The sequence below is a fragment of the Streptomyces pacificus genome (assembly GCF_011766325.1).
Taxonomy (GTDB): Bacteria; Actinomycetota; Actinomycetes; order Streptomycetales; family Streptomycetaceae; genus Streptomyces; species Streptomyces pacificus.
On record NZ_BLLG01000005.1, the window covers coordinates 134010 to 149125 of the forward strand.

The window sequence follows — 15116 nt, forward strand, 5'->3', positions numbered from 1 at the left end:
CGCCTCACACGGGTGCCGTGCGGGCTCCGTCCCGTAGCCCCGACCATCCTCGTCCACGCCGTCCACGCCGTCCACGCCGTCCGGCCCCCATCCTCCCCCATCCTCCCCGTGGACATCCCAGTCGCTCCGGGCCGGGGTCGAGTCGGAGTCGGGGCCGGGGCCGGGGCCGGGGTAGATCCGCTCGCAGTTCCACGAGGCCTGGGCGAGTTCCCCACCGGGAACGTCGCCGATCAGCTCGAAAGGGGTCGACGAGGTACGCGAATGCCTCCGCGGAGTCATCGCGCACCGACGACGAGGCGTGCACGCGCTCCTCCTCGGGCAGGAGTGCGGACCCCTTCGACACGGTCCAGGGCCACCCCGGTCAGCGCCTCCGGTTCGGCCACCTCCAGGACCGATTCGATGCGCAGCCGCACAGAGCGTGATGTCTTCAGAGAGGGTCGTACGGCGGAGCCCGGAGCCCGGGGACCTCCCGACTTTCCTGTGACCCGCTGCCTTCACTAGCATCGCCGCAGCATCACCTCACGCGGCCAACTCGCCGCCGCCACAAGGGGGATCATTTCCCGTGTCTGTCGCCCGCCGCCCGCTGCTGACCGCTGCCGCCGCCGGTTCCCTGCTCTGCGCGCTGTGGTTCGTGCCCTCGGCGAACGCGACGGCGGACCGCGACTCCGTACCGCCGGACCGACCCCGTTCCGGAGCTTCCGCTTCCGCCTCCTCGACGATCAGCTCCGCCTCCACCCCCGCATCCCTCCCCGCCTCCGTGCCCCTGTCCGCTCCCACCTCCATGGCGGACTCCGGTGAGGACGGCGCCGTCCGCGACGCGGGCGCGGCGGGTGACGCCCCGGCCGCGTCCCACTCCGGCGACCCGGAGGACATCAGGACCGGTGACGGTTTCGGGGTGAGCCCCCGGGGCGAAGCGCAGGGCCTGAGGCTGGCCGACACGGGCAGCGTGGACACGACGCCGTATCTGGTCGGCGGCACGCTGTTCCTCGTGGTCGGTGCCGGGTTCGTGAGCCATGCCGCACGCAGGAGCGGCAGCCGGACGGTCTGAGCCTGACCACGGGCCTGTCACCGGGCCGGGGCCATACGGGCTGCGGTCTCCCGGCCGGCTCTCCGACCGCTCTCCGGCCGGCCGGATGAGAGTCTTCTCCTCTTCAGGTGGACCCCAGGAGTGGGCCCCCAGACTGGCCGGATGGGTATACGAAGAATCGGTGCGCTGAACGTCGTCATGTGCTTCTGCGTAGTTGCCGGTATGACGGTCGGTCGGGTGTGGACGGAGATGGAGGAGTCTCCGACCCTGGGACCGGAGGTGTTCGTCCCTGCCCACGGCGCCGGCAGCGCCGTCGGCGGCTCGTCCGCGGTTCGGCCGTCTCCCTCGCAGATCCCGCCGGATTCCGCGCCCCGGCCCTCACCCTCGCCGCCCCGTTCCGGCCCGTGCGCCCGGATCCCGGGCGGACGAGCCGTGCCACCACCGGTTCCTCCGCGCAGCGACGACTCGGACATCCCGCAGGACGGGCTGGACGGCGAAGGCCGGGACGACCAGGAGGACGACCAGGAGGACGAAGGGGAGAACGAGAGCAACGGCAGAGAGGACGAGGAGGACGGAGAGGACGAGGAGGACGGGACGGGCGGGAGCGGAGAGGAGGAGGGGAACGGCAGGCTTGACGGAGACAGCGGGAACGGCAGGGCCGGCGCGGACGGTGCAGGCGACGGACACAGCGACGAGGGCGACGAGGGCGACGACGGCGACAGCAGCGACGACGGCAGCGACGGCGGCGACAGATACGAAAGGTACGACAGGGGCAAGGGGTACTCCGGGAGCAGCAGCGGCAGCCGGGACGGCGAGCGCGGTGACGGTGGGGAGGATCCGGGAGTGGTTGCGCTACGCGCCCAGCGCACGGTCGCGCATCGTCGGCTGGATGATGCTCCTCGTGGCCACCGCCCTGGCCGTACCGGCCGTCGGCATCACCGCCGTGTGGCAGCGGCAGTTGGACGCCCAGGTGGACGAGCAGCTGCGGCGGGAGGCCGACAATCTGAGGAGGTTCGCCGGGGCCGCCCGGGATCCGGACACGGGGCGGCCGTTCTCGGACGGCGCCGCGTTGCTCACCGCGTACATGTCCGTCAGCCTGCCGCGCCGTGACGCCACGCTGTTCAGCATCGTCGACGGCCGCGCCGACCGGCGCAGTCCGGCCGAGCCGCCGACCAGGCTCGACAGGGATCCCGCCGTGGTGGCCCGGCTCGCCGCGGTCCGCGGGACCGCGATCGGCTGGCTCGACTCCCCGGCCGGACGGGTGCGGTACGGGGTGGTTCCCGTGCGTGTGACGGGCGACCTCCGCGATGTGCGGCTGGTGGTGGTGGAGTTCAGGGATCGCCAGCAGCACCAGGAGCACCGCGTGGCCCGGATGCTGCTCGGCGCGGGGGCCGCGGCCCTGGTGCTGGCGGGTATGGCCAGTTGGCTCGTCGCCGGCCGGATCCTGGCCCCGATCCGGCTGGTCCGGAGGACCGCGGAACGCATCGGTGAGGACGATCTGCGACAGCGTCTGGAAGTGCCGGGCTCCGACGACGTGGCCGCACTCGCGCACACGTTCAACCACATGCTGGACCGGCTGGAGAACGCCTTCACCGCCCAGCGCCGGTTCCTCGACGAGGTCGCACACGAACTCCGCACACCGATCACCGTGATCCGCGGCCACCTGGAACTGATGGACGGCGGAACGGCCGAGCAGGGCGCCACCCGCGCCCTGGTGGTGGACGAACTCGACCGCATGGGCCGCATCGTGCAGGACCTGCTGCTTCTGGCCAAGTCGGAGAGGCCCGACTTCCTCACCGTGGGGAGCACCCATCTCACCGACCTCGTGGTGGACGCCGTGGCGAAGGCCCGCGCCCTCGGGAACCGGAACTGGAGAGTCGCCCATGTGTCGGAGGCGACGGTACTGCTCGACGGCCAGCGCGTGACCCAGGCGCTGATGCAGCTCGCGTCCAACGCGGTACGCCATACCGAGGACGGCGACGTGATCGAGATGGGCTCCCTCGTGCGCGGTGACCGGCTCCTGCTGTGGGTACGCGACACCGGCCCCGGCGTGGGGCCCCACGACCGGGAACGGATCTTCGACCGCTTCGCCCAGGCGGTCCGCTCGGGTGGCCGTGACGCCACCCGCACCGGTATCGGCCTCGGACTGGCGATCGTGCTCGAGATCGCCCAGGCGCACGGAGGCACGGCGAGGGTCGAGGACGTGCGGACCGGGGGCGCGCGCTTCGTCATGGACCTGCCCCTGCGGACCCCGTATGCGGAAGGTGACCATGAACCGGATACTCATCGCGGAGGACGAGCCGAGGATCGCCGCCTTCGTCGAAAAAGGCCTGCGCTGCAACGGCTTCGTGACCACGGTCGTCGCTGACGGCCTCGACGCCTACGAACACGCGCGGTCGGGCGCCTGCGACCTGGTGATCCTGGACCTGGGCCTGCCGGCCTGCGACGGCTTCACCGTGCTGCGCAAGCTCCGGGAGAGCAGGGTGGCGCTCCCAGTGATCATCCTGACCGCCCGCGACAGCGCGTCCGACGTGGTCGCGGGTCTGGAGGGCGGGGCCGACGACTACATGTCCAAGCCCTTCGTGTTCGAGGAGCTCCTGGCGCGGGTGCGGTTGAGGCTGCGCAGGGAGAGCGCCCCCGAGGCGTCCCTGCTGAAGGCCGGGGACCTCGCCCTCGATCTGCGCACCCGCCGGGCCCATGTGGACGGCCGTGCCGTGGAGCTGTCCTCCCGGGAGTTCGGCCTGGCCGAGGTGTTCCTGCGCAACCCCGACCATGTGCTGACCCGCGAGCAACTGCTGTCCCGGGTGTGGGGGTTCGACTACGACCCGGGCTCGAACATCGTGGATGTGTATGTGCGCTACCTGCGCCGCAAGCTGGGCGCCGACCGGCTGGAGACCGTCCGCGGCGTCGGCTACCGGCTGCGTGCGGTCGTGCCCCGCAAAGTGGTCTAGTCCGCGTCAGACGACGGCTCGCCCCGTCACCAAACCCCGTCACGAAACCCGTCGCTCGTCGACACAGGGGATGTCCACGAGAACTTCTGGAAAGTCATCAACTTCCTCCAGGGCTGCACCGGCCTGAGCACACCCGGCAGTTCCTTCCAACTCGTGGCCGGCGACGATTCCCAACCGGCCCAGCTCCTGACCGGCCAGGACCGGACGACGGTTCTCGGTGCGGTCAGGACAGCCATCGGCGGCGGGCTCACAGAGGAGGACATCCGGCTGATCAGCAACCGGAAGGAACAGCTCCAGAGGTTCGAGCGACTACTGACCGATTCGGACTACTTCCAGCAGGAGGAGAGCCTGATAACGACACGCGGGGCGGAGGCGGTTCTGCGAGCGGGCCTGCTTCATCGTCGAGGATCACTGAGCGGGACCGCTACCAGGGCGCTCGCCGGCACTGCCGCTACCCGTGGCGGAGTGTTACCGGCGCACGGTGGCACATCCCGGCTTCACGGGAATCTTGCCAGGGCCACGTTCGGTGGTACGTCCCCCACGAGGAGGGGGCGGCTGCGATCTGGAGCCGGCCACGGTGGGCGGCGAGAGCCTGGAGGCGGGCTGTCACGGCGTCCGGTCCCAGGGTGGCCAAGGCCCAAAGGGCACTGAGGCGGCGGCCGGAGGACCAGATGCCGGTGGTCGGCGGCCGGAACGAGGCCACGGCGATGTTCTGAACCTTGAACGGGGCGGGGTCGAGATAGGTCATGCCACCGGTCCCGCACAGATACGCGCGGGCGCCGGTCGCCGCGGAAAGGTCTGCGAGCCGGACGGAGCGGCCCCGCCGGGCCGGCAGACGGCTGCTGGTGAGGACTTGGCCCTTCCAGCCCAGCAGGTCCAGCAGGACGCGGGTGGAGGTCTCGGCAACCGTCGCGGTCTCGCCGGTGTCGAATGCATCCAGCACCGGATCCAGGGTCTCGGCGAGGGCGGGCCAGTGAGGGCTGGCCCCATAGCGCTGCCGCAGCATCCCTGCGGTCCTGCGGCGGGCCAGGTGCGGGTCGTCGATCACGGCGTCGCGGATGGGGGTGGGCCGTCCACTCGGCAGGCGGGTGGGGATGGTAAGCCACTGCTGACCGGCGGGGTCATTGAGGTTCGCAAGGCGGGCTCGGTGCTGGTAGTCGCGGCGGGTGAACTGCACGTCGTCCAGGACGATCCAGTAGTCCGCCGCGAACAGCTTGGCCAGCGTGGTCAGCCGGGGCAGGAAATTCGGCTGGTGGATGGCACACAACCCGCCCGGCTCGGGTAGGTCAGGGGTTGATGAGGCGGCTGGTGAAGCCGTCGTGGAAGAGGGATCCGTACGCGGCATGCACGTCCTCCGGGACCTGTTGCTCGATGGCGAATCCGAGCTTCGGATACTCGATGACCCGCTGGAGGTCGCCGACGAGCATGTCCAGGACGAGTTTCTCGTCGCCGATGGACTTCAGATAGTCGTCAAACTCCAGCGGCTCCGACGCACACAGGATCTCGACGTCGGGCCACAGCTTCCGGGCGGTCGCGAACGACCGCCTTTCCATATAGGGCTTGGAGACCAGCAGCACCGACGCCGGGGTGATGCCTGCGGCGACGAGGACCTCACGCGAGAGGTTGATGTTCTGTCCGGTGTTGCCCGCGTTCGGTTCCAGCAGGATCGCCTCGGCGGGGACGCCGAGGTCGATGGCGTGCTCGCGGAAGTGGACGGCCTCCCCGCGCGGGAAGACCTTGGCGGTGGTGGGACTGTTGCCGCCGGTGAACACCAGGGTCGGGAAGAGCCCGGAGCGGTACAGCTCGGCGGAGTGGGCCGCGACGCCGAGGTCGTGGCTGCCGAGCCCGATCGCCACGTCGACGGGCCGCAACTCGTGCTGCATCTGGTGGTAGTCCCAGATCAGCTTGGCCTGGCGCCACTGGTCCTCGGTGATGCCCTGCTGGTCGTTGCTCACGCGTTTCTCCCTGGTCACCGTTGCCGGGGGCCGACCGGCCCCTCGCTCATGGCCTTGATGCCCTCGATACTGCGCAGTTGGTGCACAAGTCCGTACTGCGCGGCCACCTGGGCGGCCTGGTCGAGGACGAGGAGTCCATCATCCCGAGTCGCCGCATCGGAGAGCAGGATGTGGCCATGAGCGGTGTCCCGTCGCACACGCTGCATCGGTGAGTCGGTCGTCACGCTGCTGCGGGCGATGTCGATGAAGTGCAGGGCCTTGCGTAGGTCGCCGGCGCCGCGGCGGGCGAGGGCGAGCTTCTGGTGGGCCACCGACCAGTCATCCGGTTCGGTGAGGTCCTCGAAGTCGCGGGTCGCCGCCTGCATGACGCGGGTCGCATAGTCGTGCTGGCCGTCCTTGCTCAGCGCGGTCCCCACCCACAGCCTCGCGCGGGCCCGGTCGCGGCGGGAGAGCCGGTCATCGACGGCGAGGGTCTCGTAGTGGCGGGCGGCGATCTCCAGCTTCCCGGACATCTCGGTGATGACGGCGAGGGACAGGTCGAGCTGGGCGACGCGGCGGGGGATGTCGAGCTGGGTGAAGACCGCGCGGGCGCCGGCATAGGAGTGCTGGGCGGACATTGGGCCCAGGACAACGCCCTGGTTTCGCTTGAGGTCGCCGAGCAGGGCGGTGGAGCGGGCGAAGAGATACAGGCCCTTCTCGTCCAGCTCGGGGACCTTGAACCGGCTCAGCCACCGGGTGAGGAGGCTGTCGGCGAAGGCGAAGTTCTGCCGGGACAGGGCGACCACGACGCGGTCCAGGTCGTCGGCCCAGGACTCGTACTCCCAGGTCCGGGGGCCGCAGGCGGTGACGCGGCGTCGGCCGGCGTTCTGCACCGGGCTGGTCATCTCGGACAGGAGCGTTTCGAATCGCAGGTGGACAGCGGCGTCCGCGCGGCCGAGGGCGGTGTCGAGGATGGCCTGGGTGTCAGGTCTGGGCTCGGTTTCGGCGAGCTTGCTCTCCCACTTGGACACGGTCGCGACGGCCAGGCCGAGTTGCTGGGCGAAGGCCCGCACGCTCAGTCGCAGGGCGAGCCGCAGGGCCTTGGCCTCCAGGCCGGTCCAGTGGTGCACGGTCGCCACGCGTCGCTCCCTTCCATCGGTCATCGAAGCAGATCCGTGCAGCCGGCGGGACGGAAGTAGAACGGAAGTAGAACAACCGGTGATTGTCCGGGAGTTGGCCGGACGCCACGATCAGAGCGTCATCACTTGTCGAGTCTTTTGGACGGTCCTGAGCATGGAACCCCTCACGGAGCATCGCCCGGTCAGCGGCCCGGTCGTCTACGGCTTCCTGCGGCTGGTGCGGGTCTCCCAAGCGCGGAAGGACGCGCTCGTCGCCTCGCTCGCCGAGTACTGTCGCAGCCACGAACTGCAGTTGGCCAGGCACGGTCCTTAACCTCTGAGGCCCTGGCCGACTGGGGTCTGCCGGACCGCGCCGAGGACGTCCGGCTCTGCGTCTCCGAACTCGCCACCAACGCCCTGGTCCACGGGACTGCCCCCGGACACGGCTTCCTGGTCAAGCTCGACGCCGACGAGGCTGTCGTACGCCTGGAAGTGCACGACAGCCGCCGCCAGCACCCGGAAGCCCGGCAGGCCGCCGGCACGGACACCTCCGGACGCGGGCTGACCCCGGTGAACGCGCTCGTCGGCGGCTGGGGGCCTCCTACTCGGGCTGGACCCCCTGCCGCAGTCCGCTGACGCCGCCAAGGTCGACGCCTACCTGGACGCAGCGCTGGCAGCCGACCAGCTGCTGTTCGGACGCTCCCGCAACCGCTGAACCCGCATCTTCTCGCACGGCCCCCGGACGGAACGATGAGAGGGAAATGCCATGGAAACCTTCGAACGCGCCCGGCTGGACGCCTACTTTGCTCGGATCGCCGCCCAGTTCGCGCCGGGTGAGCAGACGGTGTCGTTCCTCATCACGCATCTGCTGGCCGAGCGTCCCGCGTTCGTCCGCGCGGTCGCCGCGATGACCCGGCTCACCGCGGTGCTGCCCAAGCCGAAGTCCGTCCACCCGGCCGCGAAGCGCGAGGTCGAGCAGACGCACATGGTCGACACCCTCACCCGCGAAATGTTCGCCCAGGCCGACGACGCTCTGGACTACCTCGAATCCCGTGCCGCCGACCAGACGGTCACTCTGCTGGACGTCGGCGGCTACTTCGCCCCCAGCCTCGCCGACGTCCACAACCGCTTCACCGGCCAGCTCGCCGGGGTGATCGAGGACACCGAGAACGGGCACCGCCGCTACCAGGACCTCGACAAACTGCCCTGCCCCGTTGTCTCCGTCGCCCGCTCACCACTGAAGGACCCCGAGGACTTCCTCGTCGGCCAATCCGTCGTCTTCTCCACCGAGGCCGTCATGCGCGATCGCGGCGACATCCTCCACGGCCGCCCCGCCCTGGTGATCGGCTTCGGCAAACTCGGCTCCTCGATCGCCCGCCTCCTGCACGGCAAGGGCGTCCAGGTCACCGTCTTCGACATCGACCCCGTCCGCCGCACCCAGGCACTCTCCCAGGGCTTCACCGTCGCCCGCGACCGCGAAGCCGCCCTGACCGGCGCCGGCCTGGTCCTCTGCGCGACCGGCGCCGTCTCCCTGCGCGGCGAGGACTTCTCCCACCTTCGTAATGGCGCCTACGTCGCCACCGTCACCAGCAGCGAGGACGAACTCGACATCGCCGGACTCCCCGACGTCTACACCCGCACCCAGGTCGGCGACCACGTCACCCGCTACCAGACCACCGGCCACTACTTCTATCTGGCGAACGGCGGCAACGCCGTCAACTTCATCCACGGCGCCAGCGTTGGGCCGTTCATCTTCCTGGTCCAGGCCGAGATCCTCGCCGCGATCAGGATGCTCACCCGCGGCGACCTCGCCCCCGGCATCCATGAGGTCCCCGCACCCGACCGCGAAGCCATCGCGGCGACCTGGCTCTCCTACTTCAACAGGTGATCACCATGACCATCACGGCCAACCACATCCGCACCACCATCGCCGCCTACCTTGACGAACACCCCGAGGACAAGCGCGAACTCGGCGTCTTCCTCGGCCTCCTGGACGACGGCGACGACCTCACCAACCGCAAGACCCTGCCCGGCCACGTCACCGCAGGGGCGATCCTCGTCGGCCCCGACGGCCGCATCCTGCATATTCTCCACAACGTGACCCAGAAGTGGCTTTTGCCCGGCGGTCATCTGGAGCCCTCGGACGAGACGCTCCTGCAGGCCGCCGAGCGCGAACTCGCAGAGGAGACCGGCATCCCGCCCCACGTCGTCACCCCGCACGGTGAGACTCCGCTTCACGTCGACATCCACCCCATCGACGCCAACCCCGCCAAGGGTGAGCCCGCCCACCAGCACTTCGACTTCCGCTTCCTCTTCCGCACCACCGCCGACATTGGCGAACTCCAGGCCGAAGAAGTCTCCGACGCTGCCTGGCGAACGGTCGGCGCCCTCCACGGCGAGAGGTTGCGTCAGCGCGTCGCCCAGGCACTGCGTTGACCCCAAGACCGGTCGCCCCTGCGCCTGCGACCCCCGACGCGCTCGGGGGCGGCCTCCCAGCCCGCCCAGCGACAGGCCGCCAAGAGTGACCTTCGTCACTTGACACGGTGATCGTTGCCATGGAAAGCGACACGATGGACCGTCTCTACGAGACGCGGGCCGGAGCGGCCGCCACCTCCCAAAGCGACAGGGCCTGCATGGGACACGGTCTCTGCGGCGACAACAGGATGGAATCACCACGACCTCGGCCAGGAAGGCGCGGCTCAGCGCTACTACCAGGTCGGCTACAAGCTCGCCTGCGGAGCCGACCCCCACGGCCACGCCACCTGGATGACGCTGGAGGAACTCGCGGGTGCTCGCGCGCCTCCCGTTGCTCGTCCGGGTCGGCAGCCCACTCGCGGCGTTCCGTGGGGCAGTCCGGGGCGGGCACGGTTGCCGCTCGCATGGTCGGTTGTACCCATGCCGAACGCTGCGGGTCGGGGTCGAGTCGGTCGGCTATGCGCAGTGCTTCGCCCCGGAGCCACCGGAGCACCAGCACGGGGGAACTTCAACAAGGACCTGCACCGCCCGTGCCGACAGACCAACGACGTGCCTCTGCCGCACGGCAGCGGCATCCTGCTCGTACGCCGCTGCACCCCGCATAGGGCGCCGTGGGCTCCCGTGGGGTCTCCAAGCGCACGGGAGCCCACCCCCCGGGCACCGGCCCGGCGGGCACACGAGAGGCCACGGGAGACACCGCCCGCGGCCCCGTGCTGATGGACCGGGTGATGCTGCGCGGCGACCATGATCCGGAACGGAATGCCCCCCGGGAAACGGCTGTGACGACGCCGGTCACCACGCCCGGCGCGCCGGCGACCCGCGCCCGGTTCCGGCCCGGCAACGCCCGCCGCACTCCGCTGGCACTCCGCCGGGACGGCTCCCACGCCGTCCGTGAGGCCTCTCTCATCGCCGGCTCACACCCGGCTCATACCTCCCTTGCAGGCTTCTCGCCAACGGCGCCCGCCCGGGGCGCCCGTCGCACAGGAGAACCACCAGTGAACGACCTGCTCGAACGCGCCCGGTCCTTCCGCCAGCGGATCGTCCGCGACCGGGGCTACTACCGCAGTCTCGCCGCCGGCCAGGCTCCCGCCGCGCTGTTCATCACCTGCTCCGACTCCCGCGTGGTGCCGTGCCTCATCACCGACGCGCATCCGGGCGAACTCTTCGAGCTGCGCACCGCCGGCCACGTCGTCCCCTCCTACACGGCCGAGGCGAGGTGCGCGGAGGCCGCCACCATCGAGTACGCGGTCGACGTGCTGCGGGTGCGCGACGTCATCGTCTGCGGCCACTCGCACTGCGGCGCGGTGGCCGCCCTGGCCAGGGGCGAGGACCTGAGCACACTGCCCAGCGTCGCCACCTGGCTCGAATCCTCCCGCCCCGCGCTGTCGTCCCTGCGCGGCGCCGCACCCGACGACGCCGAGCTGGAGGCCCACGTCCAGTGCCATGTCGCGGCCCAGGTCGAGGCGCTGCGCGGCTACCCGCAGATCGAGCGCGCGGTCGCCGCGGGCCGCCTCGGACTGCATGCCTGGTACTACCGCGTCGACACCGGCGAGGTGAAGGAGATCACCGCGGTGTTCGGCGACCCCCGCCGCCGCTGAAACCGCGCCCCCACGCCCTTCCCGGCGCGCACCGGCCAGCGGTGCGCGCGAAAGGACCATCGTGTCAACGCTCTCCCTCTCACGGAAACAGCCGCCGCGCCACGCGTACCGGGCCCCGCGGCCCTCCGCACCGGCCGGCGGCGGCATGTCCTCGCTCGGTACCGACCTCCTCGCCTCGCTCGTGGTCTTCCTGGTCGCCGTGCCCCTGTGCATCGGCATCGCGGTGGCCTCAGGGGTGCCCGTGGCCCTGGGCATCGTCTCCGGGATCGTCGGCGGACTGGTCGTCGGACTCCTGCCCGGCAGCAGCATCCAGGTCAGCGGTCCGGCGGCCGGACTCGCGGCCCTCGTACTGGAGTTCGTCGGCGAGCACGGGATCGCCCTGCTGGGGCCGGTCGTCCTGGCCGCGGGCCTGCTCCAGGTGCTGCTCGGGGCACTGCGGATGGGACGTGCCTTCCAGTCCATCTCGCTCGCCGTCGTCCAGGGCATGCTCGCCGGAATCGGCCTTCCGCTGATACTGAGTCAGACATACGCCCTGGCGGACTCCGCGCAGACCGGATCGGCCCTGGGGAACCTCGCGGGCCTCCCCGACCTCCTCGGCCGCACGCTCGCCGAGCCGCACCGCAGCGCCGCGCTCCTGCTCGGGGTCCTCGCGGTCGCCCTGTGCTTCGCCTGGCGGAAGGTCCCCGGCCCGGTCGGCAAGGTGCCCGCGCCGCTGGCCGTGGTGGTGATCGGCACGGTCGTGGCGGCCTTCCCGGGATTCGACGTCCAACGCGTCTCCTTCGGCGATCTGCGCGACGCGGTCACGGTTCCGGGTCCGGGGGACTTCGCCGGGCTCCTCGACATCGGGGTGCTCGCCACCGCCGTCACCTTCGCCGTCATCGCCTCGGCGGAGACGCTGTTCAGCGCGGCGGCCGTCGACCGGATGCACAGCGGTCCCCGTACCCGGTACAACGCCGAGCTGGTCTCGCAGGGCATCGGAAACTCCCTGTGCGGGCTGCTGGGCTCGCTGCCCATCACCGCGGTGATCGCCCGGAGTTCGGCCAATGTGCAGGCCGGCGCGAGGACCAAGGTCTCGCGGGTGGTGCACGGCGGCTGGCTGCTGGCGTTCGGGCTGCTGCTCCCCGGGTTGCTGGGCCTCATCCCCGTGGCGGTGCTCGCCGGGGTGCTCGTCCACGCCGGCTGGAAGCTCTTCGACCCCGGGGCCTTCCCCCGGATGTGGCGGACCGACCGCGGCGAGGGAGTCGTCATGGTGATCACCACGGTGGCGATCGTCGTCTCCAACCTCCTGGAGGGCGTGCTCGCGGGCCTGGCCGCCGCCATCGTCCTGGCGGCCGTACGGATGTCCCGGATGACGATCCGGATCTCCTCCGCGGACGGCGTCACCCGCCTGGCGCTGAGCGGCAACGCGACCTTCCTGCGGCTGCCCCGCCTGATCGACGCCCTGGAGTCGGTGGCCGCCGAGCCCCGTGTCCATGTGGACCTCAGCGGTGCCTCCCACCTCGACCTCGCCTGCCGCAGCCAGGTGGAGGACTGGGTCGGGCAGCGCCGCAGGACCGGCACCGGGCGGGTGGAGGTGAGCCTGCCGGAGTACGGGCCGGTGGAGACGAACCCGCCGGAGCACAGGCCGGTGGAAGTGAGCCTGCCGGAGTACGGGCCGGTGGAGACGGACCCGCCGGAGCACAGGCCGGTGGAGACGGACCCGGCACACCACGGGCCACCGACCGCCGGACCCGGCGGGGCGCCTGCCGCGCCCCGCTCCGGTGCGGTGCCCGGCGTCTCGCCGGCCCGGTGCCGACCGCCGGCCGGCGCTCCCGGGCCGGTTCCGGTGCGCACGGCGGCCGCCCGCCCCACGCACGACACGGCTCAGGGACACCGGTTCGCCTCGGCGCTGAGCACCCGGGACGGACAGGCCCGCGGCACCCGCCCACTCAGGCGGGTGGCCGAGGGGGCCGAGAGGGCAGTGGGCACCCGCATCCGGTCTGAGCGCCCCTCCGAGTGAGACCGCCCGCACCCGCCCGCGCGGCCGGCCGGGCCCCGTCCGTCGGTGGATCACCAGCGGATCAGCGGTGGATCATCAGCGCGGAAACGCGGCCGGGCGGCATGGACGGGCGGAGAGGTCTGGCCCAGGGCCGGACGGCACGGCCGGACGGCACGCATGGCGCGGCCGAGCGGCGCGACATGGACGCGGCAGAACACCATGGCTCGGCGAGGCGACACGGGCGCGACCGGTCGGGGGACATCCCGTGGCGCGTTTCGCCCTACGCCAGCGGACCGGTCACCGGCTGTACGGCCTCGATCAGCCGCCCGTCCCGGACGAACGCCTCGGCGGCCGCCAGTTCCGGAGCGAGGAAACGGTCCGGTCCGGGGCCGTCCGCGCCCGCCGCGCGCAGGGCCGCTATGGCCGCCCGGGAGGCGGGGGCGGGAGTGAGCCCCCGGCGCAGGCCGATCGCGCGGGTCGCCGCGTACAGCTCGACGCCGATGATCCGGGCCAGGTTGTCGACGGCGGTACGCAGTTTGCGCGCAGCCGACCAGCCCATGGAGACATGGTCTTCCTGCATGGCGGAGGAAGGGATGGAGTCGGCGGAGGCCGGTACGGCGAGCCGCTTCATCTCGCTGACGAGCGCCGCCTGCGTGTACTGGGCGATCATCAGGCCGGAGTCCACGCCCGCGTCGTCGGCGAGGAAGGGCGGCAGGCCGTGGGAGCGGTTCTTGTCAAGCAGCCGGTCGGTGCGGCGCTCGGCGATGGAGCCGAGGTCGGCGGCGGCGATGGCGAGGAAGTCGAGCACGTATGCGACGGGTGCGCCGTGGAAGTTGCCGTTGGACTCGACCCTGCCCCCTTCGGAACCTGCGGCCTCGGAGGTGCCTCCGGGCAGCACCACCGGATTGTCGATGGCGGCGGCGAGTTCGCGTTCGGCGACGAGTGCGGCGTGGGCGAGGGTGTCCCGGCCGGCACCGGCGACCTGCGGTGCGCAGCGCACCGAGTACGCGTCCTGGACTCGGGGAGCCTCCTCCTCCTGGTAGTGGCCGGTCAGCTCGGAGCCGTGCAGGACGGCGCGCATGTTGGCGGCGGAGGCGGCCTGTCCCGGGTGGGGGCGGATGGCGTGCAGGTCGGGTGCGAGCACGGTGTCGGTGCCGAGCAGCCCTTCCAGGGTGAGGGCGGCGGTGATGTCGGCGGAGGTGTAGAGCCTGCGCAGGTCGTCGAGAGCCATGATCAGCATGCCGAGCATGCCGTCGGTGCCGTTGAGGAGGGCGAGGCCCTCCTTCTCGTGCAGTTCGACCGGCTTGATGCCGTGGGCTGCGAGGAGTTCGCCGGCGGGGCGGAGGGTGCCGTCGGGGCCTTCGGCGTCGCCCTCCCCCATCAGCGTCAGGGCGCAGTGCGACAGCGGCGCGAGGTCTCCGGAGCAGCCGAGGGAGCCGTATTCGTGCACGACGGGTGTGATTCCGGCGTTGAGGACGTCCGCCATGGTCTGCGCGACCTCGGGGCGTACGCCGGTGTGTCCGGAGGCCACCGTCTTCAGCCGGAGGAACATCAGCGCGCGGACGACCTCCCGCTCGACCCGGGGGCCCATGCCGGCAGCGTGCGAGCGGACGATGTTGCGCTGGAGCTGGGTGCGCAGGTCGTGGCCGATGTGCCGGCTCGCCAGGGCACCGAACCCGGTCGAGACCCCGTACACCGGCTCGGGCTTCGCTGCGAGGGCGTCCACGATCGCGCGCGCTGCGGCGAGCGCGGAGACCGCTTCACCGGAGAGCTCGATCCGGGCGTTGCCGCGGGCCACGGCGATGACGTCTTCGGCGGTGGTCCCGGACGTCCCCACCACGACAGTGTGCATATCCATATTCAGCACCCTACGGATTGAATCTCTCTCTGTCACGGGGTGGACGGCTGCGATCGGCGGAGTGCCGGACGGACGACGGCGACGGCGATGCCCGAGGCGATGGCGGGGGACGGAGGGGAGGGCGGCGCGAGGGACGGAGGCGACGGACGGCAGACGGCACACGGCGGACAGCGGACG

The 15116-nt window shown here is 71.3% G+C and carries 14 protein-coding genes; 9 read left to right on the forward strand and 5 right to left on the reverse strand.

The window, feature by feature from the left end; translation table 11 throughout:
• Nucleotides 1–562 precede the first annotated feature (562 nt).
• Nucleotides 563–1048: a hypothetical protein gene (locus SCWH03_RS10365; protein WP_173263793.1), complete on the forward strand. Its 486-nt coding sequence runs from the start codon at nt 563–565 to the stop codon at nt 1046–1048.
• Between the two features lie 357 nt (nt 1049–1405).
• Here SCWH03_RS10365 and SCWH03_RS10370 read toward each other — a convergent pair whose 3' ends face one another.
• Nucleotides 1406–1714, reverse strand: coding sequence for a hypothetical protein (locus tag SCWH03_RS10370; RefSeq protein WP_173263891.1), 309 nt, complete (start codon nt 1712–1714; stop codon nt 1406–1408).
• 202 nt (nt 1715–1916) lie between these two features.
• On the opposite strand from SCWH03_RS10370, the gene SCWH03_RS10375 reads away from it, so the two are divergent.
• Both SCWH03_RS10375 and SCWH03_RS10380 read left to right on the forward strand, forming a co-directional pair.
• Nucleotides 1917–3395: a sensor histidine kinase gene (locus tag SCWH03_RS10375; protein ID WP_173264162.1), complete on the forward strand. Its 1479-nt coding sequence runs from the start codon at nt 1917–1919 to the stop codon at nt 3393–3395.
• Nucleotides 3298–3978 carry a response regulator transcription factor gene (locus SCWH03_RS10380; RefSeq protein ID WP_173263892.1) on the forward strand — a complete coding sequence of 227 codons (681 nt, stop codon included), beginning with the start codon at nt 3298–3300 and terminating at the stop codon, nt 3976–3978. Before SCWH03_RS10375 ends, SCWH03_RS10380 begins: the two co-directional genes overlap by 98 nt.
• Nucleotides 3979–4429: 451 nt before the next feature.
• Here the strand turns inward: SCWH03_RS10380 and SCWH03_RS10385 are convergent, their stop codons facing one another.
• From SCWH03_RS10385 to SCWH03_RS10395, 3 genes are read right to left on the reverse strand one after another with little or no spacing between them, the layout of a single operon-like run.
• Nucleotides 4430–5245, reverse strand: a complete 816-nt coding sequence (locus SCWH03_RS10385) for a WbqC family protein (protein ID WP_308788862.1) — start codon at nt 5243–5245, stop codon at nt 4430–4432.
• A 19-nt stretch (nt 5246–5264) separates the two neighbouring features.
• Nucleotides 5265–5933 carry a YdcF family protein gene (locus tag SCWH03_RS10390; RefSeq protein ID WP_173263894.1) on the reverse strand — a complete coding sequence of 223 codons (669 nt, stop codon included), beginning with the start codon at nt 5931–5933 and terminating at the stop codon, nt 5265–5267.
• 14 nt (nt 5934–5947) lie between these two features.
• On the reverse strand, nt 5948–7051 hold the full coding sequence (locus SCWH03_RS10395; protein WP_173264163.1) for a helix-turn-helix domain-containing protein: 1104 nt from the start codon (nt 7049–7051) through the stop codon (nt 5948–5950).
• Between the two features lie 154 nt (nt 7052–7205).
• On the opposite strand from SCWH03_RS10395, the gene SCWH03_RS10400 reads away from it, so the two are divergent.
• The 6 genes from SCWH03_RS10400 to SCWH03_RS10430 all read left to right on the forward strand — a co-directional run bounded on the left by SCWH03_RS10400 (nt 7206) and on the right by SCWH03_RS10430 (nt 13102).
• Nucleotides 7206–7364 (forward strand): hypothetical protein, encoded by a 159-nt coding sequence (locus SCWH03_RS10400; RefSeq protein WP_173263794.1) that lies wholly within the window; start codon nt 7206–7208, stop codon nt 7362–7364.
• 26 nt (nt 7365–7390) lie between these two features.
• Nucleotides 7391–7666, forward strand: a complete 276-nt coding sequence (locus tag SCWH03_RS10405) for an ATP-binding protein (protein ID WP_371872659.1) — start codon at nt 7391–7393, stop codon at nt 7664–7666.
• 130 nt (nt 7667–7796) lie between these two features.
• Nucleotides 7797–8918, forward strand: a complete 1122-nt coding sequence (locus SCWH03_RS10410; protein WP_173263895.1) for an adenosylhomocysteinase — start codon at nt 7797–7799, stop codon at nt 8916–8918.
• 5 nt (nt 8919–8923) lie between these two features.
• The gene (locus SCWH03_RS10415) at nt 8924–9466 is read left to right on the forward strand and encodes an NUDIX hydrolase (RefSeq protein WP_173263896.1); all 543 of its coding nucleotides are present in this window, start codon (nt 8924–8926) and stop codon (nt 9464–9466) included.
• Nucleotides 9467–10500: 1034 nt separating this feature from the next.
• Nucleotides 10501–11103 (forward strand): carbonic anhydrase, encoded by a 603-nt coding sequence (locus SCWH03_RS10425; RefSeq protein WP_173263897.1) that lies wholly within the window; start codon nt 10501–10503, stop codon nt 11101–11103.
• Nucleotides 11104–11248: 145 nt separating this feature from the next.
• A complete protein-coding gene (locus SCWH03_RS10430) occupies nt 11249–13102 on the forward strand; it encodes a SulP family inorganic anion transporter (RefSeq protein WP_254076697.1) in 1854 nt (617 codons plus the stop codon).
• Between the two features lie 259 nt (nt 13103–13361).
• Here SCWH03_RS10430 and hutH read toward each other — a convergent pair whose 3' ends face one another.
• Entirely contained in the window at nt 13362–14933 is a 1572-nt protein-coding gene (gene hutH / locus SCWH03_RS10435; protein ID WP_173264165.1) for a histidine ammonia-lyase, read from the reverse strand.
• Nucleotides 14934–15116: the final 183 nt, after the last annotated feature.